21 protein-coding genes and 2 tRNA genes are annotated in these 23,277 nt (G+C 57.5%); 17 read left to right on the forward strand and 6 right to left on the reverse strand.

Going from position 1 to position 23,277, the window contains the following annotated elements:
- Positions 1 to 36: 36 nt before the first annotated feature.
- Both ilvC and J2S62_RS05550 read left to right on the forward strand, forming a co-directional pair.
- Positions 37 to 1,065, forward strand: coding sequence for a ketol-acid reductoisomerase (ilvC, locus tag J2S62_RS05545; RefSeq protein WP_310172359.1), 1,029 nt, complete (start codon positions 37 to 39; stop codon positions 1,063 to 1,065).
- A gap of 111 nt (positions 1,066 to 1,176) precedes the next feature.
- Positions 1,177 to 1,791, forward strand: a complete 615-nt coding sequence (locus J2S62_RS05550; RefSeq protein ID WP_310172361.1) for a hypothetical protein — start codon at positions 1,177 to 1,179, stop codon at positions 1,789 to 1,791.
- 159 nt (positions 1,792 to 1,950) lie between these two features.
- On the opposite strand, the gene J2S62_RS05555 is transcribed toward J2S62_RS05550, so the two are convergent.
- On the reverse strand, positions 1,951 to 2,760 hold the full coding sequence (locus J2S62_RS05555; RefSeq protein ID WP_310172363.1) for a M15 family metallopeptidase: 810 nt from the start codon (positions 2,758 to 2,760) through the stop codon (positions 1,951 to 1,953).
- A 68-nt stretch (positions 2,761 to 2,828) separates the two neighbouring features.
- On the opposite strand from J2S62_RS05555, the gene J2S62_RS05560 reads away from it, so the two are divergent.
- Positions 2,829 to 4,142, forward strand: coding sequence for a CapA family protein (locus tag J2S62_RS05560; protein WP_310172365.1), 1,314 nt, complete (start codon positions 2,829 to 2,831; stop codon positions 4,140 to 4,142).
- A gap of 11 nt (positions 4,143 to 4,153) precedes the next feature.
- Here J2S62_RS05560 and J2S62_RS05565 read toward each other — a convergent pair whose 3' ends face one another.
- Positions 4,154 to 4,627 carry an SRPBCC family protein gene (locus tag J2S62_RS05565; protein WP_310172366.1) on the reverse strand — a complete coding sequence of 158 codons (474 nt, stop codon included), beginning with the start codon at positions 4,625 to 4,627 and terminating at the stop codon, positions 4,154 to 4,156.
- A gap of 253 nt (positions 4,628 to 4,880) precedes the next feature.
- Here J2S62_RS05565 and J2S62_RS05570 point away from each other — a divergent pair, with 253 nt between their 5' ends.
- Positions 4,881 to 5,477, forward strand: coding sequence for a DUF4870 domain-containing protein (locus J2S62_RS05570; protein WP_310172368.1), 597 nt, complete (start codon positions 4,881 to 4,883; stop codon positions 5,475 to 5,477).
- Between the two features lie 69 nt (positions 5,478 to 5,546).
- On the opposite strand, the gene J2S62_RS05575 is transcribed toward J2S62_RS05570, so the two are convergent.
- Together J2S62_RS05575 and J2S62_RS05580 are read right to left on the reverse strand one after the other, a co-directional pair.
- Positions 5,547 to 5,918 carry a carboxymuconolactone decarboxylase family protein gene (locus tag J2S62_RS05575; RefSeq protein WP_310172370.1) on the reverse strand — a complete coding sequence of 124 codons (372 nt, stop codon included), beginning with the start codon at positions 5,916 to 5,918 and terminating at the stop codon, positions 5,547 to 5,549.
- A gap of 38 nt (positions 5,919 to 5,956) precedes the next feature.
- Entirely contained in the window at positions 5,957 to 6,424 is a 468-nt protein-coding gene (locus tag J2S62_RS05580; protein ID WP_310172371.1) for an SRPBCC family protein, read from the reverse strand.
- A gap of 181 nt (positions 6,425 to 6,605) precedes the next feature.
- Here J2S62_RS05580 and serA point away from each other — a divergent pair, with 181 nt between their 5' ends.
- The 11 genes from serA to J2S62_RS05635 all read left to right on the forward strand — a co-directional run bounded on the left by serA (position 6,606) and on the right by J2S62_RS05635 (position 17,970).
- Positions 6,606 to 8,207 (forward strand): phosphoglycerate dehydrogenase, encoded by a 1,602-nt coding sequence (gene serA, locus J2S62_RS05585; protein ID WP_310172372.1) that lies wholly within the window; start codon positions 6,606 to 6,608, stop codon positions 8,205 to 8,207.
- Entirely contained in the window at positions 8,204 to 9,799 is a 1,596-nt protein-coding gene (gene metG, locus J2S62_RS05590) for a methionine--tRNA ligase (RefSeq protein WP_310172375.1), read from the forward strand. The genes serA and metG overlap by 4 nt, the downstream gene beginning before the upstream one ends.
- A 13-nt stretch (positions 9,800 to 9,812) precedes the next feature.
- Complete coding sequence (locus J2S62_RS05595) at positions 9,813 to 10,859, forward strand: 3-isopropylmalate dehydrogenase (RefSeq protein ID WP_310172378.1); 1,047 nt, start codon at positions 9,813 to 9,815, stop codon at positions 10,857 to 10,859.
- Positions 10,860 to 10,918: 59 nt separating this feature from the next.
- Positions 10,919 to 12,046: a branched-chain amino acid aminotransferase gene (locus tag J2S62_RS05600; protein WP_310172379.1), complete on the forward strand. Its 1,128-nt coding sequence runs from the start codon at positions 10,919 to 10,921 to the stop codon at positions 12,044 to 12,046.
- A gap of 27 nt (positions 12,047 to 12,073) precedes the next feature.
- Positions 12,074 to 12,847: a fumarylacetoacetate hydrolase family protein gene (locus tag J2S62_RS05605; RefSeq protein WP_310172381.1), complete on the forward strand. Its 774-nt coding sequence runs from the start codon at positions 12,074 to 12,076 to the stop codon at positions 12,845 to 12,847.
- A 60-nt stretch (positions 12,848 to 12,907) separates the two neighbouring features.
- On the forward strand, positions 12,908 to 14,419 hold the full coding sequence (gene gltX, locus J2S62_RS05610) for a glutamate--tRNA ligase (RefSeq protein ID WP_310172383.1): 1,512 nt from the start codon (positions 12,908 to 12,910) through the stop codon (positions 14,417 to 14,419).
- The gene (locus tag J2S62_RS05615) at positions 14,413 to 15,132 is read left to right on the forward strand and encodes an HAD family hydrolase (RefSeq protein ID WP_310175736.1); all 720 of its coding nucleotides are present in this window, start codon (positions 14,413 to 14,415) and stop codon (positions 15,130 to 15,132) included. The genes gltX and J2S62_RS05615 overlap by 7 nt, the downstream gene beginning before the upstream one ends.
- Before the next feature lie 41 nt (positions 15,133 to 15,173).
- Positions 15,174 to 15,245, forward strand: a tRNA-Gln gene (locus J2S62_RS05620).
- Between the two features lie 47 nt (positions 15,246 to 15,292).
- A tRNA-Glu gene (locus J2S62_RS05625) sits at positions 15,293 to 15,365 on the forward strand.
- A gap of 279 nt (positions 15,366 to 15,644) precedes the next feature.
- Positions 15,645 to 17,378 (forward strand): hypothetical protein, encoded by a 1,734-nt coding sequence (locus J2S62_RS05630; protein ID WP_310172387.1) that lies wholly within the window; start codon positions 15,645 to 15,647, stop codon positions 17,376 to 17,378.
- A gap of 70 nt (positions 17,379 to 17,448) precedes the next feature.
- Entirely contained in the window at positions 17,449 to 17,970 is a 522-nt protein-coding gene (locus tag J2S62_RS05635) for a DUF421 domain-containing protein (protein ID WP_310172389.1), read from the forward strand.
- Between the two features lies 1 nt (position 17,971).
- On the opposite strand, the gene J2S62_RS05640 is transcribed toward J2S62_RS05635, so the two are convergent.
- Positions 17,972 to 18,940 carry an AraC family transcriptional regulator gene (locus J2S62_RS05640; RefSeq protein ID WP_310172391.1) on the reverse strand — a complete coding sequence of 323 codons (969 nt, stop codon included), beginning with the start codon at positions 18,938 to 18,940 and terminating at the stop codon, positions 17,972 to 17,974.
- Between the two features lie 396 nt (positions 18,941 to 19,336).
- On the opposite strand from J2S62_RS05640, the gene J2S62_RS05645 reads away from it, so the two are divergent.
- Together J2S62_RS05645 and J2S62_RS05650 are read left to right on the forward strand one after the other, a co-directional pair.
- Entirely contained in the window at positions 19,337 to 21,214 is a 1,878-nt protein-coding gene (locus J2S62_RS05645; protein WP_310172394.1) for an FAD-dependent monooxygenase, read from the forward strand.
- A gap of 239 nt (positions 21,215 to 21,453) precedes the next feature.
- A complete protein-coding gene (locus J2S62_RS05650) occupies positions 21,454 to 22,446 on the forward strand; it encodes a thiamine-phosphate kinase (RefSeq protein ID WP_310172395.1) in 993 nt (330 codons plus the stop codon).
- Here J2S62_RS05650 and J2S62_RS05655 read toward each other — a convergent pair.
- The gene (locus J2S62_RS05655) at positions 22,443 to 23,159 is read right to left on the reverse strand and encodes an IclR family transcriptional regulator (protein ID WP_310172397.1); all 717 of its coding nucleotides are present in this window, start codon (positions 23,157 to 23,159) and stop codon (positions 22,443 to 22,445) included. The genes J2S62_RS05650 and J2S62_RS05655 overlap by 4 nt on opposite strands.
- Positions 23,160 to 23,277: the final 118 nt, after the last annotated feature.

Below are 23,277 nucleotides of genomic sequence, written 5' to 3' on the forward strand. Positions count from 1 at the left end.
CCACCACAAACATCCATCAAGGAGAATTACACTCTCATGGCCAAAAAATACTATGACGAAGACGCCGACCTCGCGCTACTGCAGGACCGCAAAGTAGCCGTTATTGGCTACGGCTCCCAGGGCCACGCCCACTCGCTGTCCCTGCGCGATTCCGGTGTCGACGTACGCATCGGCCTGGCCGAAGGCTCCAAATCCAAGGCCAAAGCCGAAGCGGAAGGCCTGAAGGTACTCACCGTCGCCGACGCAGCCAAAGAGGCTGACGTCATCATGATCCTGGTACCAGATCAGCACCAGTCCACGGTGTTCAAAGAATCCATCGAACCACACCTGGAAGAAGGCGACGCACTGTTCTTCGCCCACGGTTTCAACATCCGCTACGGCTACATTGAAGCTCCAGCCGGTGTTGACGTTGCCATGGTTGCACCAAAGGGCCCAGGCCACGTCGTTCGTCGTGAATTCGAAGCTGGCCGCGGTGTCCCAGCACTCATCGCTGTTGAAAAAGACGAATCCGGTAAAGCCAAAGACCTCGCCCTGGCATACGCCAAGGGTGTCGGCGGTACCCGTGCAGGTGTTATCGAAACCACCTTCACCGAAGAAACCGAAACCGACCTGTTCGGTGAACAGGCCGTGCTGTGCGGTGGCGCATCCCACCTGGTCCAGGCAGGATTCGAAGTCCTCACCGAAGCCGGTTACCAGCCAGAAGTTGCCTACTTCGAGGTACTGCACGAACTGAAACTCATCGTTGACCTCATGGTCGAAGGTGGTCTCGCCAAGCAGCGCTGGTCGATCTCCGATACCGCCGAATTCGGTGACTACGTCTCCGGCCCACGCGTCATCGATGCACGCGTCAAAGAAAACATGCAAGAAGTGCTCAAAGAGGTCCAGGACGGCACCTTCGCCAAGCGCTTCATGGACGATCAGGCCAACGGCGCCACAGAGTTCAAACAGCTGCGTGAAAAAGAAGAGCAGCACCCGATCGAAGAAACCGGTCGCGAACTGCGCCAGATGTTCTCCTGGTTGCAAGAAACTGACGACGACTACACCGAAGGCACTGCCGCTCGCTAAGACACCGTCGCATTAGACACCGCATCAGCGGGGTATCGGGAAACATTCCGGTACCCCGCTGTGCTTTAAAGCACTTGTTAAGTACTCTCACTCACACCGAATGGAATATCAATGTCACCCTCATCTGGACACCACGCTCCGCCACCACCAGAGCAAAACTACGGGTATCCGTACACACCGCAAGAGACATCTACAAAAAAGTCGTCGCGCTCCGTCCCGATCCTGGTTTCTGGACTTGTAGGTCTCGTCCTCGGTGTCGGGGGCACCCTCGGGGTTCTCGCGCTCACCACTGACGTCGGAGGTGGTGAAAACGTGGCTGACTCTAATGACACTGAGACACCTCCTGCCGAACCGGATACTGCCGGACCGAGTATCGAGGAGGAAGCTAGTGATGAACCGTCCTTACCGTCCCCACCTTCTCCTGAACTATCGGTTGATGATTTTGAGATCGAAACCTCTGTGAAGGAGCAGCGCTGTTTTGGCAGTGCTGGTTGTAACTTGACGATACGGACCGAGCCCTTCTTCACTGGATCTAGCGTTCCAGTAGGTCTGTGGGAGGTCACCTATGAAATTACCGGTATCGAGGATCAGCCTATGATTCGGACCTTTGAAGTTAGTGATGATGAAATCTCGTTCGACTCCGAAGCTCGAGTCAGTGTGGAAAGCGAAGACTTCGACATCCAGACAGAAATCACCGATGTTCGTGAAGGTTTTGAACGCGGATAACTGTGATCGTACGAAGTTGCAAAGACAACTCTAAAGCAGCTTTTTGCGTCACACCTCAGACGCCACTACCTCCCGTTGAGTCATCGTCGCATTAGACACCGCATCAGCGGGGTATCGGGAAACATTCCGGTACCCCGCTTTTGTGGTCCCAGGCAAGACTTACCGATAATCTGCTGTGTAGTCGGGAGCGGCTGGTTGGTTCCAGTACTCTTCTAGCGTCACGTCTTGCTCGGTTACTTCGTGAGCGGTCGGCACTCCGACGTAGCGTAGGTGCCAGGGCTCATACGAGTAACCGGTGATCGATTCGGCGCCTTCAGGGTAGCGAATAATGAACCCGAACCGGGCGACGTGCTCTGCCAACCACTGGCCCTGTTCCGTCTCTGCGAAGCACTCACGAAGATTACAGTCCGTATTGCCCGCGAAACTCATATCGACGGCAAGGCCAGTCTGATGCTCAGAGTAACCCGGCCGGGCCGTGAACTTGTCAGCGGCCTCCTGCCCAAGCTCTGCCAATCGCTGCTCGTAGAGTGCCTGCTGGTGTGCAAAGTCCCGGTAGGCGGTAGTCACCCACAATTCGATGCCATCGTCAGCGGCATCGGCCACGAGTTCCTCCAGTGCTACGGCTGGTTCCTCTCGCAACTGTTGGCCCCCATACTGCTGTGGAACATTAAGCGCGACCAGATCAGGCGGCTCAAAATCTTCAATCTCTAACTCGTGCTGCTTATTGACCAGTACATGGTTTGATTCGGGATTAAACGACGCCTCGCTGGGTCGGGTGGTCTCGTGGGAAGGGACTGATTCATCGGGGGAACTGGAGACATGCTCCGAAGGCTGCTCACCCTCCGGCGTTTGGTGAGGCGAAACCTCAGTGGTTGGGCTCGAAGATGATTCGTCGGTCGTGGCTGGGCTGCAGGCGCTGCAGAATAGGATGACAACCCCACCAGCCATGATCCGCTTCCACAAGCTCATGCAACTAGAGTACGGCATGGCAATGTGCCATAGTCAGGAGATGAGACTCGCCGGTAAGCTCAGGCATAATGAGTCCTCACACTGCTGCGACGCACCAGAGCCTGCCGGTTAGGCCTGCCCGGTGGGCGCAGCGCGTTGCGCCATGGCTGCTGTCCTTGGGATTGGTGGCATGCGGCACTGGGTCCGACACCTCTGACAGCGCAGCCCAGGACGCTGACGCGGAGAACACTGCTCAGGCCAGCCCCCACTCAGCAGAGGATGAGACCACTGACGAACCGGAGACTTTCACAATTTCCGGGGCCGGTGACGTCATCACGCACGATCACATACTTGATGCAGCCGAAGCATTAGCGGAAAATTCTGACCAGGAGTACGACTTCGGTCCGCTTATGGCCCCGATCGAGCCGTGGATTGCTGGTGCGGATTTGGCGCTTTGCGGTTTCGAGATACCGATCGTTCCCGCCGGAGGGGAGCCATCGGGTTACCCGGTGTTTGCCGCCCCGAAAGAGCTTATTCCGGGACTAGCTGAGGTGGGATTTGATGGTTGTTCGACGGCCACCAATCATGCGGTAGACGCTGGCACCGACGGGGTGATGCGGACCTTAGATGTCCTGGACGAACACGAACTCGGTCATGCCGGCACTGCCCGAACCGAACAGGAAGCCGGCCAGCCTCAAATCTATACCCTTCAGCGTGGTGAGACCGAGATCCTCGTGGCGCACTTTTCCACCACCCTGATTCAAAATACGAACCCACCCGCTGACGCACCCTGGATGGTCACCGATGTCAGCGCAGAAGAACTCACGGAACGCGCCGCTCAGGCTCGAGCAGATGGGGCCGACGTCGTGGTCGTCTCAGCGCACTGGGGCACGGAGTATGGTCATGAGCCCGATGAGACGCAACGCGCCTACGGCCAAGCGCTGGCAGATGGGGGAGAGGTCGATCTGGTGTTGGGCAGCCATCCCCATACACCGCAGCCACTGGAGCAACTCGAAGGTGGGCCCGCAGAGCACGGCATGTGGGTCGCGTGGTCGATGGGCAACTTTCTGACCAACCAAGACGAGAACTGCTGCGTCATGGAAACCGCCACCGGTGTGATCGTCTACGCTGACATAGAAATGAAGCAGGATGAGTCAGCCCGTGTGACCGAGGTCGGGTGGTCCCCGGTGACCGTTGATCGATCAGAAGAGCTGCATCGCGGGATCCGGCCGTTGGCCAAGTTAACCGATGATGCGCAGTTGCGAGACGAGGTCGAACTGACGACTGAAACGATTCAGACCCGGTGGGATCGCGTGCAAGAAGTCATGGATGAACAATACCTGATCACAGATCCACCGGAACCCACCGATCACCAGCCTCTGGTTACCCCGCGGGACGGGTAGGTAGCGGCCTGCTATTGGGCTGGGTCGTGATGCTGTGCGGCCACGTAGTCTTTGAGACGGATGAGCGCTTGATCCCACGTATCGTAGAACGCGCCATCGCCTGGCTCGCCTGAGAAGCCTTCCAACGTGAGCTCGACATAGGAGCCATCGCTGGTCTCGTCGATTTCAATGGTGACCAGTGGCAGGTTGTCTCGGCGTAGCTCCGGCGCACCCCAGGTGAACACCAATCGACGAGGTGGCAGGACCTCGTGGAACACCCCACCAGAAACTGTCCGCTCGCCGGTATCATCGTGGACGCTGGTGTAGATGTAGGCCCCACCAACCCGGACATCGTATTCAAGCTCGTGGACCGGGGTTGTGGTCTGCGGCAGATGCCACCACTGTGCAATCGCTGCAGGATTAGTCCAGGCATCCCACGCCTGTCGCGGTGTGCCGGGCACGTAATGCGTGATAGTAAAACGCTGAGTCATATCGGTATCTTGCATCAGTGGGCTCCTTGCTCATGTCACTTCGTGACGGGCTTCTATTGTTATATCTTGCGCCCGTTTCAATCACGCGGGCAAGGGATGGCGGCTGACTATCAACCGAAGGCATCGAATATACGCGGGCACTCCTAGTAGCAGCAGCTCAGGCCGCAAGAGATTAGGATGGGTGCAGCACGTCGCGCCTAGATTATGCATGATCTTGGATTTCACGGCGGACTCGATGTATCTGCACTGGAGGCAAGGAATTCACGGAATGGACCCGTCACACGTTACCCCCGAGGATCTTCAGGATCCCACGATCAATGCCGAAACCCTCCGGCAGATTGCTCTGGCCCGTCCAGACTTGCGCTCGCTGATCTTGCAGCACCCGAACTGCCACGCGGAATTGACCGCTTACATTCAGCAACTCCCGGATCAGGGTCCGCCACCGCCTGGTGAACCATACCGGTCCGTCGGCCCGCCACAGTGGGAACAGCAGTATCAGCCATATACCCCCGGTTATGCTTCGCAGCCGCCGGTCGACCGCAGCGACGAGAAGGTCTGGGGCGTCATCATGCACCTCGGCAATCTCTTGTTGAGTTTCCTGGTGCCGCTGATCATTTGGTTGATCTATCGCGAGCGGAGCCAGACGCTGGATCAACAGGGCCGCGCCGCACTGAACTGGGCTATTAGCTTTTGGATTTACTCGGCCGTTGCAGGCGTGTTGATGTTCGTTCTGATCGGATTCGTCATTTGGCCCATCCTGATCGTGCTTGACGTGGTGTTCTGTATTATCGCCGCAGTCAAAGCCGGGAACGGAGAGGCTTGGAAGTATCCAATGTCCATCCCATTCCTTCGGGTAAGAATCTAAAGAAGCAGATAAAAATAATGCGTCGCCGTGACCCTGTTGGGGGCACAGCGACGCATTGGTCTATTCAGACTAGTCTTCGAATGCAGTCTGCATGCAACGCATGGCGGCCAGTGTTTTCGGCACACCAATGTATGGCATTAGATGCACGAAGCACTCGGCGACTTCTTCTTTGGTCATCCCTGCCACGTCGACGGCGGTTTTGATGTGTCCGGTGAGTTGTGGCTCAGTCCCGCCCATGGCCGCAAGTGCTGCCATGTTCAGCATCTGACGATCGCGGAGCTCAAGCCCCTCACGCTGATAGGTGCCGCCAAATACGGCGCCAACGACCCAGTCGGAAGCACCCGGGGCGTACTGGTCGAGCTGCTGTTTCCACGCGGCAGTGCCCTCGGGGGACTGTGTTTCTTCGACAAACTGGTTGCCTTTATCCATGCTGAGTTCCAAAGTATCCTCCTTGAAAATAATGTTTCCTCAGCAGGCTATCAGCCGGGCGTGAGGGTGCGGGTGAGATATTGCTCGAGCGCACGCAGGGCAGCCGCCCACCCGTCATAGTAAAAGTGGTCACCAGGCGCACCTGTTGCGCCGCGAAGCTCAAAAAACACCAAGGTGTTGTCACCGTGCGGTTCGAGCGTGATTACGACGAGGGGAGAGCCTTCCGGGTCAGCACGCGGGTCACCCCAGGAGAAGGCTAACCGCTGCGGGGCCTCGACTTTCAGGAAGATCCCACCGGTGACAGCGTATTCTCCACTGTCGAAATTGACCGTGGCATACCGGTAGTGGCCGCCCACCTGAGGATCAAGCTGAATCTCCTCGAACGGGATCACGGTGTTTCGTGTTGCTAGCCATTGGGTCATTGCTTCGGGGTTGAGCCAGGCATCCCAGACTGTCTCGGAGCATGCGGGCACTATGCGGGTGATACTAAACCCATTGGGCGCTTGGCTGGACGACATAAGGGTTTCCTTGGATTCGTGGTTTGTAATGCCAGGGGGTGGTTGAGCCCACGCTAGTGGCATGTAGTTTGAGTCTTCACGCAATGTACTACTGTGAAAAATCCCGAATACACGCCGTAAGATGATTGCGGTGAGCAGTGTGCTCACGACAGTGTTTCCTATTATCGAAAGTGTGTCGTTCGTGTCCAAACCAGTAGTGCTTATCGCAGAAGAACTCTCTCCGGCCACCATGGATGCTCTTGGGACCGACTTCGAGATTCGTCACACCGATGGTTCCGACCGTGACCAGTTACTCCCAGCGTTAGCTGATGCCGAGGCTGTCTTGGTCCGCTCAGCCACCACGATGGATGCCGAAGCCATCAAAGCAGCCAAAAATCTCAAGGTCATTGCACGCGCCGGAGTCGGACTCGACAACGTCGACACGCAAGCCGCCACCGAAGCCGGCGTCATGGTGGTCAATGCACCAACTTCCAACATTATTTCTGCCGCAGAACTGACCTGTGGCCACATCCTGGCCGCAGCCCGCAACATTGCCCCGGCCAACCAGTCATTGAAAGCCGGTGAATGGAAACGCTCGGCATATAAAGGCATCGAACTGTATGAAAAGACCCTGGGCATTATTGGCTTAGGCCGTATCGGCTCGCTCGTTGCTGAGCGGATGAAAGCCTTTGATATGAACGTCGTGGCCTATGACCCATACGTCACCGCCGCGCGCGCACAGAAAATGGGCGCACACCTGGTCAGCCTCGATGAACTGCTGGAAACCTCCGACTTTGTCACAATCCACATGCCACGAACCCCAGAAACCATGGGCATGATCTCCGATGAGCAGTTCAAGATCATGAAAGACTCGGCCTACGTCATCAACGTGGCCCGCGGTGGTCTCATCGACGAAGAGGCACTCGCTCGGGCACTCGAAAAAAAGCTCATTGCAGGTGCTGGCATCGACGTGTTCGTCAACGAACCAGCAAAAGATCTGCCATTTTTCCAATACGACTCCGCAACCGTCACCCCACACTTGGGTGCCTCGACCGAAGAAGCCCAAGAAAAAGCCGGTGTCGCCGTTGCAAAATCAGTGCGTCTGGCACTGGCCGGTGAACTCGTCCCAGATGCCGTCAACGTCGCCGGTGGGGTCATCGATCCGTACGTTCGCCCAGGTATCCCACTGACTGAAAAGCTTGGCCGCATCCTGTCCGCCGTCATGAAGGGCGTCTCGGTGTCTGCTATCGAAGTAGAAGTCGCCGGAGAACTCGCCGAAAAGAACGTGGACTCGCTGAAGCTGGCCGCCCTGAAAGGGATCTTCACCGATGTTGTTTCAGGCCAGGTGTCCTACGTCAACGCCCCGGTCTTGGCCGAAGGCCGCGGTATCGAAACCCGCCTGGCCACAACCACGAATTCCCCGCACTATCGCAACACCATCACCGTCAGCGCGGTGTCTGCCGGCGGACAAGAATTTAGCGTAACCGGTACCCTGACCGGACCAAAGCAGATCGAAAAACTCGTCGGGATCAACGACTACGAGTTCGAAGTGGCTATCGCCGATCACATGCTGGTGCTCGAGTACCAGGACCGCCCGGGTGTCATCGGTACCATGGGTATGCAGCTGGGCGATCGCAATATCAATATCGCCACCATGGACGTTGCGCTGCGCTCCGATGGCTCCAAAGCCTTGGCTGTGCTGACCTTGGACTCCGCACTGCCAGCTGGGCTGCTGGAGCAGGTCGGCGAAGCCATCCATGCTGCCAAGACCGCCGAAGTTGACTTGGAGGAAACCACCCGGTGAACACGTACTACCTAACAACGGCCATCGCCTACCCAAACGGTGAGCCGCACATTGGTCACGCCTATGAATACGTCGCAACGGATGTCATGGCGCGATTCAAACGGCTCGATGGTTATGACGTTCGCTTCCTCACCGGTACCGACGAACACGGTCAAAAGATGCAGCAGACGGCCCAGGACGAGGGCATCTCACCCCTAGAGCTGGCCACGCGCAACGCCGACGTCTTCCAGAAAATGGACGACGAAGTGCTCGACATTTCCTACGACCGGTTCATTCGCACCACCGATGCAGACCACAAAGCTTCGGCCCAGGAAATCTGGCGCCGTATGGAAGCTGCCGGCGACATCTACCTCGACACCTATTCCGGGTGGTACTCGGTGCGTGACGAACGCTTCTTCACCGAGGAGGAAACCCACGTCAACGATGACGGAGTCCGGCTCGCAACCGAAACCGGAACCGAAGTCACCTGGACCGAAGAAGAGTCCTACTTCTTCCGGCTCTCGAAGTACACCGAACCGTTGTTGGAACACTATAAGGCCAACCCGGACTTCATTGCGCCCACCACTCGGGCCAATGAAGTGATTCGCTTTGTCGAATCCGGCCTCGAGGACTTGTCGATTTCGCGGACGTCTTTCGACTGGGGGATCCCGGTGCCGAAACCGTCCCGTCCCGAACTGCTCACGGATAAAAACCACGTCATGTACGTGTGGGTCGATGCGTTGACCAACTACATCACCGGCGCGGGATTCCCCGATCCAGACAGCGAACTCAAACGCTACTGGCCGGCAGATTTGCACGTCATCGGCAAAGACATTTCGCGGTTCCACTGCATCTTCTGGCCCGCCTTCTTGATGTCCGCAGGTATCGAGCTGCCCAAGCGGGTCATGATCCACGGCTTCTTGAATAACGAAGGCGAAAAAATGTCGAAGTCGCTGGGCAACGTGGTCCACCCGGCTGGCTGGGTCGAACGCTACGGGCTAGATACCGTACGATTCTTCCTGCTGCGCGAGTTCCCCTTCGGCTCTGACGGGTCCTATACTCACGACGGCGTGATCCGCCGCAAGAACGCGGATCTGTCGAATAACCTCGGCAACCTTGCTCAGCGCAGCCTATCGATGGTTTACAAGAACCTCGACGCCCAGGTGCCAGAACCCGGTGAGTTGACCCAACAAGACGAACAGATCCTCGCCGAAGTCGACGGGCTACTGGAAACGTGGCGTGAATACTTCGAAGTCCAAGACTTCTACCGAGCGCTTGGTGCGGCCTGGAAAATCCTAGATCACACCAACGAGTACTTCGCAGACCAGCAACCCTGGGTCTTGCGGAAAACCGATGAAGCTCGGATGAAGACCGTACTGTGGGTGACCTTAGAGGTCGTGCGCAAGATTGCGCTCCTGCTGCAAGCCGTCATGCCAGAAGCAGCGACCAAACTGCTCGACGCTTTAGGTATCGAAGCGTCCGCGGATGCGGGCAAGACCAACGCATCGGGACAAGGCCCACGCTCGTACGCTGCATGGGACGACAAGATTGCTGCCGGAACATCCATTGATAAGCCAACACCGGTGTTCCCACGCCACGAAGAAGAGGAATAAGAAGGTAGAAGCATTGAGCAATAACGTATTAGATCTCGCACTGATTCCTGGCGACGGTATCGGCCCAGAAGTCACCGCGGAGGCGCTGAAAGTCCTCAAAGCCACCCTCGGTGAAGACAACGTCAAGGCCACCGAATACGGGCTCGGCGCTGAGCACTGGTTGGCCACCGGGGAGACCCTCACCGACCAAACCCTCGAAGCCATCCGTGGTCACCAGGCGATCTTGTTCGGAGCGGTTGGCGCCGCACCGAATGACACCCGCATCCCATCGGGACTGTTAGAACGCGAGATCCTACTCAAACTGCGCTTTGCTTTCGACCACGCCGTGAACTTCCGCCCCTCAGTGCTCTACCCGGGTGCGCAGTCACCGCTGGCAAACCCCGGCGACATCGACTTCGTCGTGTTCCGGGAAGGCACCGAAGGCCTCTATGTCGGCAACGGTGGATCGATGCGCACCGGTACTCCGCACGAAGTGGCCAACGAAACCTCGGTCAACACCGCTTACGGTGTCGAACGCGTCGTTCGCGCAGCCTTTGAATACGCCCAACAACGCGACCGCAAACACGTCACCTTGCTGCACAAGCACAACGTGTTAGTGCACGCCGGACACCTCTGGAATCGCATCGTCAACGAAGTCGGCGAAGAATTCCCCGACGTCACACACGACTACTTACACGTCGATGCCGCCATGATCTTTCTCACCACCGATCCGAGCCGCTTCGACGTGATCCTCACCGACAACATGTTCGGTGACATCGTCACCGACCTGGCCGCCGCGGTGACCGGTGGCATCGGCCTGGCCGCCTCCGGTAACCTCAATATCAACGGGACCGCACCATCCATGTACGAACCCGTCCACGGTTCGGCACCGGACATCGCCGGCACCCAGCAGGCCGATCCAACCGCAGCCATCTTGTCAGCAGCTATTCTGCTGGAACAAGAAGGCTACGCGGATGCCGCACAGCGGGTTCACAAGGCAGTATGGGAAGACCTTGCCGCACGTGACACCTCCGCTCGGACGACCCAGCAGGTGGGCGACGCGATCGCCGCACAGGTCTAAGTAGTCAGCGGGATAGTTGAAAAGTTTTTCGCCCGGTATGGGCAGTAGAAAGGTCAATCATGGAATTTAGGTACGACGCCAATCAGAGCCCAGCTTCTGCAAGCCGACGAGCAGAAATTCTCGCCAACCCGGGTTTCGGGCAGTACTTTTCCGATCACATGGTGACCATCGACTGGACCGCAGACTTGCCGGGCCAAGAAGAAGCATTTCAGGCCGGTGAATACCTCAAGATGGTCGGGGAGTGGTCTGACGCTCGCGTAGAACCATACGGCCCACTGTCACTGAGCCCGGCCGCGGCAGTCCTGCATTATGCTCAAGAGATCTTCGAAGGCCTCAAAGCCTACCGGCACGATGACGGCTCCATCTGGACCTTCCGTCCGCATCGAAATGCCGCGCGCATGAACCGTTCGGCCCACCGGATGGCGATGCCACAACTGCCAGAAGACGTCTTTGTTCAAGCTATCGAAGAACTCGTCGCACGCGACCACGCCTGGGTGCCCAACGGGGAAGGCCAGTCCCTGTACCTTCGCCCGTTCATGATCGCCACCGAAGAATTCCTCGGCGTCCGACCCGCACACAACTTCAGCTTCCATGTCATTGCCTCACCTGCTGGCAACTACTTTGGAGGCGAACTGAAACCCGTAAGCATTTGGGTCTCTCGTGACTTCGCTCGTGCCGGGGAAGGTGGCACCGGGGCGGCCAAGTTCGGTGGGAACTACGCAGCATCTTTGGCCGCACAACTCCAAGGTGCCTCTCGCGGTCACGACCAGGTGATTTTCTTGGATCGCAGCCCCGATGAATCGCTAGAGGAACTCGGTGGCATGAACGTCTTCTTTGTCACCAAAGACAACAAACTCATCACTCCGAAGCTGACCGGCACCATCCTGGAAGGCATTACCCGCGACTCGATCTTGCAACTCGGTGCCGAACAAGGCCTCGAAGTCGAAGAACGTCGCATCACCTTCAACGAATGGAAAGACGGGGTCGCCTCCGGCGATATCCAAGAAGTCTTCGCGTGCGGGACCGCCGCGGTGATCACCCCGATTGGCCAAGTTGCAGACCGCGAGGAAGTCCACACCACACCATCCACGGACTTCCCGGTTGCCAACGCCCTGCGCAACCGATTGATCGGCATCCAAACCGGTGTGGAAGAAGACACCCACGGCTGGATGCACCGTCTTGCCTAAACCGCAGCTGTAACGAAGGGGAACATCATGCGCATTGCACGTTTTGTCCACCGCGAGGACTTTCACTACGGCGTGGTCCAAGATGACACCATCACCGTGTTAGCCAACGACCCGATGTATGCCGGGATCGTACCCACCACTGAAACGTTGCAGTTGGACGAGGTCCGTCTGGTGACCCCTATCTTGCCGCGCTCCAAAGTCGTCGGTGTGGGACGCAACTGGCAAGCCCACGCCGAGGAACTGGGCAACGAAGTGCCGTCCACTCCGCTGCTGTTCTTCAAGCCCAACACGGCAGTGGTCGGCCCGGACGAGCCCGTCATGCTGCCCGACTGGACCGAAGAAGTCTCCTACGAAGCCGAACTCGCGGTCGTCATCGGCCGCATCGCCAAAGATGTGCCCGAAGATCGCGTTGACGACATCATTTTCGGCTACACGGTGGCCAACGATCTGACCGCCCGAGACGTGCAGCGTGCCGAAAACCAATGGGCGCGCGCCAAAGGCTTTGACGGGTCCTGCCCGCTGGGACCTTGGATCGAAACGGACCTGGACCCGGACAACCTGCAGATCCGTTCCTGGGTCGACGGGGAACTCCGCCAAGACGGCAACACCGAAGACATGATCTTCGATGTGCGCAGCCTGGTCTCTTACATCTCTGAGGCCTTCACCCTGCTCCCCGGCGATGTGATCCTCACCGGCACACCAGCAGGGGTCGGCAGTATCAATGATGGTCAGACCGTGGAGTGTGAGGTTGAAGGGATCGGCACACTGTCCACCATTGTGCGCCGTCCCACCATCGACTAACGGTCCGAAACACGGTCACGAGCGCACCCGGTAGAGCCAGTCGCGCTAGACTTGGCAATCATGAGCCAGCTTCGTAACCCTGATGAAATCCCTGTCGTTTCTTCCGACGCCGACGTGCGTGTTCGATTCGCGCCGTCACCAACCGGCACCCCGCACGTTGGGCTAATCCGCACCGCCCTGTTCAACTGGGGCTGGGCGCGGCACACCGGTGGCAAAATGATCTTCCGCGTCGAAGACACCGACCAGAAACGCGACTCCGAAGAGTCCTATCTGCAGCTGCTGGATGCCATGGAGTGGATGGGCATCGATTGGGACGAAGGTGTCGAAGTTGGTGGTCCCCACGAGCCCTACCGCCAATCCCAGCGCAGTGAGATCTACCAGGACGTCATCGCCAAGCTCAAAGACGCCGGATTCATCTACCCCTCCTATACGACCGCGGAAGAAACCGAAGCCCGCCACAAGGCCGCCGGTCGCGATCAAAAGCTCGGCTACGACGGCTACGACCGCAACCTGACCGATGAGCAGATTGCCGCGTACGAAGCTGAAGGTCGGGAACCCGTTTGGCGTCTGCGTATGCCAGACCACGATCTCGTCTTCGACGACATTGTGCGCGGACCCATCAGCTTCAGCGCCGACTCCGTGGCCGACTTCGTTGTCGTTCGCGCCGATGGCTCACCGTTGTACACCCTGGTCAACCCGGTGGACGATGCGCTCATGGGCGTCACGCACGTGCTGCGCGGCGAAGACCTGCTGTCCTCGACGCCACGCCAGATTGCCCTGTACCGGGCGCTGTATGCCATCGGGGTCGCAGACTTCCAACCCCAGTTCGGTCACCTGCCATACGTGATGGGCGAAGGCAACAAGAAGCTGTCCAAACGCGACCCACAGTCCAGCCTGTTCCACCACCGTGACAACGGATTCATCCGCGAAGGCCTACTGAACTACCTGGCACTGCTGGGATGGTCACTATCGGCCGATGAAGACATCTTCACCCCCGACGAATTCGTCGAAAACTTCGACATCCACAATGTGCTGGCCAACCCCGCACGTTTTGACGAGAAAAAAGCGATCGCCATCAACGGCACGCATATCCGCAAACTCGAAGCCGAAGACTTCCGCAACCGTCTGATCCCATACCTCCAGGACCGTCAGCTGGTCGGGGAGACACTCACCGACCGCGAAGAACAGATCCTCACGGAAGCCGCGCCACTGGTGCAAGAGCGAGTCCACTTACTCGGAGAAGCCGCCGACATGCTGGCCTTCTTGTTCACCGACACCGTCGAAGTTGAACAGGGTGCCATGAAGGGCATGCCAAAGAACCTTGCGGAAGTGCTTACTGCCGCAGAGAACGTCCTGTCTGATCTGGAAACTTGGGAGCAAGACTCGATCGAACCGGCACTGCGTACCGCCCTGATCGATGAACTGGAACTCAAACCACGCCACGCATTCGGTCCGGTCCGCACCGCGATCTCCGGGCGTCGCGTGTCACCGCCCCTGTTCGAGTCACTGGTGATCCTGGGTCGCGAAAAGACCCTGGAGCGCATCAGCACATTCAAGGCCGAACAATCCTAGTTCGCGCCGTACTCTTCGATGTTGATGACACCCTGGTCGACCTGGCCGGGGCACAACAGGTTGCCTTCCGACAGCAACTCACCGCCCAGTTCGGGGACCAGGTGTTATCGCATCCTGCCATGCCGGTTGCTGCAGAATCATTCGTGCACGACCCACAGGACTACTACAACTCCTACATCAACGGGCATTTATCGTTTGCCGAACAGCGACTGTGTCGGGTGCGCGATGCCATGGAGATCCTCCAACTCAGCGGCCAACCCGACGACGAGCTCTGGATTGTCGGCTACGAAGAGGTCGTATCGCAACACTGGGCGCCATTTGATGATGTGCCCCCACTGTTGGCGGCCCTAGACGAGCTGGGCATCGCCTACGGTGCGGCTACGAACAACGTGACCGACTATCAGGCACACAAGCTCGAACAGGCCGGTCTGCCGTTCGATGTAGTGATCGGTACCGATGTCACCGGTAAACCCAAACCCCACGCCTTGATGTTCCTAGAAGGTGCTAACCGGCTCAACACCGACCCGGCACAAACATTGATGATCGGCGACGACATCATCAACGACGGATTAGGAGCCCGTGATGCCGGGCTGATCTCGTTGCTGGTAGACCGTGACAATACGCTGGCAGACCTGGACCGAGTGTTCAAAGTTCGTTCCCTGAGTGACGTTCTGCACATTGATGCTCTCAGTTTTGACAACCAAAGAATTTAGGGTAAAGTTATCTCTCGTTGCGCACAGCGTAGTAAGACCTTTGGGGTATGGTGTAATTGGCAACACATCGGTTTCTGGTACCGACATTCTAGGTTCGAGTCCTGGTACCCCAGCGATTTTCCTCATTCGTGAGGAGATCACCCACTACCTTGTGTAGTGCGGCCCCATCGTATAGCGGCCTAGTACGCCGCCCTCTCACGGCGGTAGCACGGGTTCGAATCCCGTTGGGGTCACAGCGAAACGACATGCATTATCACAATGCATGTCGTTTTTTGTTTCCTCGAACACGCACCTCAAGGTAGTCGTGTCCCTCGATGAACATTGACGAAACGCCGCCGTTAGGTGATGATGAAGAGTTAATAACTCAATGCTGCGCACTCGTTGCTCATCAGAACTTTCTTACGTTCTGTCTCACTCACACCACCCTTACATCACGGGTCGACTTTCGCCAGCAGACCCGACCCTCGAAGAGTTACACGCTCTGTTCTGAGGCCCCTTCAGAGGATCGTCTCATGCAAGAAACTTCATTTCAGCGTCCCCAAAACCAGAAACCGTCATTGCGACGCAGACAACTCATCACCGGTACCGCAATGAGCGTCCTCCTTACCGGAGTGCTTACAGCATGCGGTCCCACCAGGTCCATTGAAAGCTATTGCGATGTGATGCTCGACCACAAGGATCGTTTTGTGTCGGCTACGCAGGAAGCCTCAACGGTGGATCCCATCTCGGGCATCGTCACACTGATTGCCGCGATGGGGGATCTCAATCGAATGTGGGAGGAAGCCGCCGAGGTGGCTCCTGAAGACATCCAGACCGACGTGGAAGCCGTGCGTGACGCCTGGGCACAACAGTTGGAAACGGCCGAGAAAATGGCTTCAGACCCGCTTGGGGGACTGGCCTCGAGCCTGATGACCGGGATAACTAGCGCAGGGTCCATGCAACGGGTCGACACGTACACCGCCGAGAACTGTCCTGAGGTTGGTGCGATGTTTTTCGCGGCTGAAAGCACCAGCCCACAAGATACACCCACCTCGACGGCATCACCCGACCCGAACCCCAAGTCGTCACCAACCCCGACGCCTGACACGTATCTGCAACCGGGGACAGGCTGGTTACCATTCGGCTCGTTTCTGGCGTCTTCCCTCACTATTGACCGCGAGCACGAATTAGCAAAGCGAGCCGCCACCTTGTTCATTCCTGAGGTTGGCGTAGTTGAGGTTAACGCCAGCGCCTTTCTCAATGGTGCCGATGTTTTCGCTGAGCAATACTTGTACTTTAGCGAAGGCGATGAACCGCATCTGGCCGGTCTCATCACAACTCGCGAGCCAAGTTCAGGGTTAGAACCAGAAGGGTACCGAATGTCCGTGGTCGTGCTAGATCTCAGTTCGGGGACTGCCCGGATTGCAGAGCGTATGGATGGGGAGAAGGTATCGGTCCAGCCCGCGGTGTCTCTGGCGGGGACTGCAGGAGACAGTATCGTTGTCGTTCAGACAGAAACTGCAGAGGACGTCGAACTCGTAGCGTATGACCTTACCGAGAAGGAAGTCGCGTGGCAGAAATCCGGGATGTCCATCACTCGGCCCGGTGAAGTCGGTTTCGGATGGATAACCGATCCCGGCGAGGCCGCCCCCGATGAATGCGTAGCATATGTTAATGGATACGGGCTCGACGGCCACGAGGTAACGTATCACTGGACAGATCTGGAAACCGGGTCGCCGTCATTTTCGATGCCACTTATGGTCGGCGGAGAAGATAATGACACCTGTCGCATCATCGGTGAGTCTCTCCTGTCGCCGCGTTTCAGCACCGTGGAGCGGTATAGCATGACCGAATACGCCACGGCCGGGTTTTTTGTACTGGACCGTCAGACCGAGGATACGCCGCAGGTACCAGGACCAATCGAATTGACTGATCCCATCGGCACAGCAGGACTTGTTGCACATGGAAGCGAGCGCGTCTCTGATACGGAGCCAGCGGACCTCATAGTGGTAGATCTAGCGACCGGGGATGAGTGGTTCCGCATCGAAGAAGAGCGTGCCGAAGCACTCGACATCCAGCCCGTGGCGCTATTCGATGGGGTGCTGTATTTGACTACCACTGATGAACGCGTAGCGGTGGACGTCACCTCCGGAGAAGAAATGGGATCCTGGTCTATATACCCGGTCGGCCAAGTCGGAGCCTACACCTACATCAGCGATGGAACACTCCGAGACGATATAGAGTTCGAGGGCCTTAAGGACCACTAGCTGTCAGCTAAGCTGATCGAGTCACGTGACTTAGCCCGTACCACGGGTCCGATAGGAGGTTTGCATCGTCGTGTGGTTTGATTCTTGGTCTGATCTCGTTCCAGTTATTCTGGTCGGTGCTTCAGCCTATGTGCTGTTAGTTGCTGTGGTTCGGTTAGCGGGCAAACGCTCCCTGAGTCAGCTCAACGCTTTTGACTTTGTCGTCACTGTCGCGCTGGGTTCGATTCTGGCCAGCACCCTGCTCAATGCTGACATTGCTCTGGCAGAGGGTGTGACTGCGCTGGCACTCTTGCTGGGTTTGCAATATGTTTTGACGACCGTTTCGGTCCGATGGCCACGAGTACGCGATGCAATTACTGCAAGTCCGGCTTTACTGTTGGCCGATGGGGAGATTCAATACGAAACGCTGCGTCGTCAGCGCCTAACCGAATCCGAGCTGCGCCAAGCCGTTCGAGCAAGTGGCAGCGGAGACCTCACACAAATCAAGGCGGTCGTATTAGAAAGCGACGGCACTTTCAGTGTGATTACGAAGAGTCAATATGGTGACGGATCGGCGATGCAGGACGTACCGGACGCTCAACATGTGAGATAACTCAGACGCGCATCTGGGCACGTTCCGTAGTGGGCGAGTGGCCCACTATCCTGCGGAATGACCGGGAGAAGTACGAGGTAGAACCAAAACCGCACCGACGGGCAACATCGGCTATTGGTACGTGTGGTTCTGCTTGCAAGATCGAGCGTGCAGCCTGCACACGCCGCAGGAGTAGCTCATTCGAGAAGCTCGTGCCCTGGGCTGAGAAAATACGCCCGACCTGACGCTCGCTGAGATGTAACCAGCGCGCAAGATCGGACCGACGCAGGTTGGGATGGGCAAGATTCACCTCAATGAAGTGCTGAGCTTGCTGAAAAAGTTGGGTGAGGTCTGGATGTCCCTCAGTGAACAGCGATTCGAGCCAAGATAACGTTTGGTCCTCGAAGGTCGCAGTATGTTCATCAGGCGCGCTCAAAGCACTATCTACCAGGCGGGCGAGCTGTGTGGCGGCTGTGATTTCGCCTTGGGTATCCAACGAGCTGCCGAAGGTAAGTTTCACCGGGCTCATAAGAGGTTTGACTCGGGTGATTCGCGTGTAAGCATCCATGCTGACGGTCAGGACCATCTCAGACACCCCGATGCCAAAGCCACGAAGAAACGGACGGTCCGCGTTACAAGCGAGCAACTGCCCTGCTTGTAATACGTGCGTGCTGTTTTCATCGCTATAAAACGAATCGCCCTGGGTACAAAAGAACAGCGCGACGGATTCTGTGGGGTGTTTCTTGATCATCTCCGGAGTACGCTCAACCAGCTGCGACGAGCCCAAGACTTTGGCGGCTCTGATCTGCGATGTCTCGCGGTTATGTTGCTGTGCATCGAGCGTCTGAGTGTGGAGCGGGCGGATGTCCAAACCGATCAACGCATCAGCGTTATGCGCTTCCCAAAACTCCACACGCTCGTGGTGGGGGATGTGCGCGGTGCTGAAAGATTTGAAATTGCCATCTGTCTCAATGGTTTTCTGACCTGGCATTGCAACCTCACTCTGTTCTCACAACTCCCCGTCGCGAATGTCGGGCAGCGGGCGAGTCGAGCTTCGAATCCGAGTTCGTGCAACCCTATCACTGATGTAACAGCAGTCACAACGCGCGGTTTCGTACCGGTTGGCTCTGAATGGACGACCTGAAAGTATCAAAATTCCCAGCGATTCGCCCCGGCTTTTTGCAGAACCAGTCATTCGAGGTTGCGCCTCCTTGAGAGCCAGCTTTTGTTACTTTCCGGACGGACCGTTGTCCTATCCGGCCAGCATCCGACAAAGCTCTTGTACGCCGCGGTTAGACCGAATAGCTTGTGCTCAACATCACAAGCGCCAGCCCGGTATTACAGTGCTGGAGCAGAGTGAAGAACCCGACACGACGCAAGGATTGATATGCAGTTTCATGTTTCTGGTTATCAGACCAAAGATCCATTGACCATGCCAGCCGAGGGGGTCGGTGTTGACCGTCCAACAGAACTCCCCAAGACCATGGATGTGCTCATTGTTGGCAGCGGCCCGGCTGGTTCCATTACCGCAGCGCAACTTTCCCGGTTCCCACACGTCAACACCCGCATGATCGAACAGCGCGGCCATCGTCTGGAACTGGCCAACGCGGATGGTGTGCATTCGCGCACCATGGAAACCTTCCAGGCCTTCGGGTTTGCCCATGAAATTTACGAAGAAGCCCACACCATCACGGACATGGCGTTCTGGAAGCCCGACCCAGAAAACCCGCAGAATGTGATGCGTGAAAAGAGCGTCCGCGAGCTGCCAGAAGAACACAGCGAATGGCCCATGATGCTTATTACACAGACGCGCATCATCGATCATTTCAATCGCTTTATGAAAAACGCTCCGACCCGCATGGAACCCGATTACGGCTATGAATACGTCGGATTCGAAGAATCACAAGATCCAACGGATGAGTATCCCCTGACCGTGACGCTGCGACGTTCGGCCGGCCCGAATGCCGGAGAAGAACTCCAAGTTCGGACGAAGTACGTTGTGGGCGCCGACGGTGCGCGCAGCAAGGTCCGCAAATCGCTGGGCTATAAGCTCCGCGGCGACCAAGCCAACCATGCCTGGGGCGTCATGGATGTTTTTGCAGATACCGACTTCCCAGACGTGCGGAAGAAATGCACCATCAAATCCGGTATCGGTCGCAATATCCTGCTGATCCCACGAGAAGGCGGCTTCCTCTTCCGGCTATACGTGGATCTGGGCGAGGTGCCTGAAGATGACGGTGGCGCTATCCGTGAGACCCCGGTCGAAGACATCATTGCGCAAGCCAATCAAATCGTGCATCCATACACGTTTGATGTGAAAAACGTTGTCTGGCATTCGGTATATGAGGTCGGCCATCGCGTATCCGAGCATTTCGATGACCGTTCCTCAGATATGACAACCAACGAAGATCCCCGCATATTTATTGCCGGCGACGCCTGCCACACCCACTCCGCTCAAGCCGGCCAGGGCATGAACGTCTCAATGCAGGACGGATTCAACCTCGGCTGGAAACTTGGGCACGTGCTCTCTGGCAACAGCCCGGAAGAACTCTTGCGCACCTACGCAGAAGAACGCAAAGAGATCGCGCATCGACTCATTGACTTCGATAAACAGTGGTCCAGACTCATGGCGCAACCGAACCACGAATTCAACGACCCCAGCGAGATCGAAGAGTTCTACTCAAAAACTGCCGAGTTCAATGCCGGTTACCTCACCGATTACGATCCATCCATGATCACCGCAGACAAGGACCATCAGCACCTCGCACTCGGCTTCCCCGTGGGTCGTCGCTTCAAGTCTGCTATGACCGGACGCGTCTGTGACCTCGTCCCAACCCACATCGGCCACGAACACACCGCAGACGGGCGCTGGCGGGTCTACGTATTCGCGGATGCGGCAACACCGGGTGCATCGCACACCTTGCAACGCTGGTCTGAATGGGCCACCGAAGCACTACCCGCAGACCTCTTTGACCTGAAGCTCATCCATCAACAGCAGTACGCGGACTTTGACATGTCCGACGTCCCTGCGGCGTTCAAACCCAAGACAGGTCGCTTCGAACTGACCGACATGGAGAAGGCCTTCGGCGTGCTCAAGGATCAGGACATCTTCGAAGAGCGCTCGATCTCTCGAGATGGTGCCGTTGTGGTTGTTCGACCAGACCAATACGTCGCCGGGGTGTACCCACTAAACGAAACCGACAAACTGGAATCGTTCCTGAGCGGCGTCTTCCCAGCCGTCCGCTCTGCGAGCCTCGTCTCCTAACGGGCTACAACCGCAGCTATTGTGTGGCGACCGGATCATGAGCGATCCGGTCGCCACACGGCTGTGCAAAGAAACGTTCAATAACGTGAACGACTGCGCATTGCCGTTTGCTCTGGTCGGTTTGCTCTCCAGGGTGGGGTGAGGCTCCCAGGCCAGCGGGCAGTGATGCAATACCATGAGAGTGGTGCCGTGAGGGCATATCGAGACCGCAACCCGATGAGAGCAGAAACCAGACACCAATGGCAGCCACCTCAACTCCCCAGCAGCGCACAGTCGGCGAATTAGGCGAAGCCGGCATCTTGGAACTGCTCAGGGACAGTTACCGAGGATGGACCACAGCTCCTGGAGTCATCGGTCCAGGTGACGACGCCGCGGTCATCCCCGCTCCGGGCGGGAAGTTTGTGATCGCTACGGATGCAATGAACGAGGGACACCATTTCTTGCGGTCCTGGCCATCCGGGGTCACTGATACCGGATATTCCACCGGATGGAAGCTTGCGGCACAGAACCTCTCAGATATGAGCGCGATGGGAGCGGTCCCTTCGGCGGTCAGCATCTCGTTGGCCATGCCAAAAACTACCCCTGTCAGCTGGGTTGCCCACTTCGGTCGCGGGATCGCGAATGCGTGCCGGTGGTTAGGTGCACCCCAGACGGTCATCTCCGGTGGAGACCTGACCCGGGCTGAAACCATCGCCACGTCCATTACCGCCACGGCGAATCTGGTTGATCAGCCGATACTGCGCACCGCGGCCGAAGACGTCACAGGATACCAGCTCATCCATACCGGCAACGTCGGATTGGCCGCCGCAGGATTCGCAGTCGCCTCACATCCAGAGCCAAGACACCTTTATCATGCAGAGATCCGGGCCCTACGGGGTTTTCTGCGACCACGGCCGCCCTTGTCTCAAGGGCCCAAGGTCGTCGGGAAAGTTTCGGCGATGATGGATGTCTCTGACAGCATCTTGACCGATGCTGATCGGTTAGCAGCCGCGAACGGTCTGCACGCCCATATTGATCCGGACTGGACGAGTCGAAAAGCCGCCAAGTTCGCTGAAATAGCACAACGCTATGAAGCCGATGCGAACCACTGGGTGCTCACCGGGGGAGAGGACTACGGTCTGCTAGCGGTGCTCGATCCTGCATTGGAGATTCCAGCGGGGTGGGACGTGATCGGGTATCTGACGACCGAACCGCAGCAGCGGCCAGAAGTCACCGGGTGGGACCATTTCTAGGCGTCGTATTCCAAAATCTTACTGAGCCGATGACCAGCGGTGATCAGGGTAGCGCCGTGATACCGGCCAGGATTTCTTGTCAGTCGCTCAACCGGGCCGGAAATCGAGATCGCGGCGATCACGGGGCCCTGTCCATTACGCACCGGGGCAGACACTGAGGCCACGCCGGCTTCGCGCTCGCCAACCGACTGGGCCCAGCCGCGCCGCCGCACCGAGGCCAAGGTGGCCGAAGAAAACGCGGCCTCCTGCAGCCCACCGGCTAGCGACAGATGATCCTGCCACGCCAACAGTACTTGTGCCGCAGAACCGGCCTTCATCGAGAACTCGGTGCCCACCGGGATCGAGTCACGAAGCCCAACGGGACGTTCAACCGAGGCAACGCACACGCGGCTCTGACCATACGCCCGAAAGATTTGGGCTGATTCACCGGTCGTTTCGCGCAGCCAATTCAGCACCGGTTCGGCCAGTGTCGTGAGACGATCGGTGCCCGCGGCGGTCGCTAGCTCATTCAGCCGTTTGCCTAAAACGTATCGGGAGGCTTCATCGCGGGCCACAATGCGGTGGTGAATTAAAGCTGCAGCTAAACGGTGGACGGTAGGGCGCGCAATACCGGTGGCTTCAACCAATTCCAGTAGAGTCGCGGGCCCTTCTTCGAGCCGCGACAGGATCTTGATGGAGCGGTCAATCACTCCAACGCCGGACGGATTGTCCATGAATGGCACCTCAGTACATCTGCTGCATATTTCAAACTGTGATATTCTCGTCTCACCTATTGAGACACATTTGACCTTGCTTTGGCAAATTATTTATTCAAGTGCGAGATTAATAGCG

Origin of the sequence: Enteractinococcus fodinae (assembly GCF_031458395.1) — a bacterium.
GTDB lineage: Bacteria > Actinomycetota > Actinomycetes > Actinomycetales > Micrococcaceae > Yaniella > Yaniella fodinae.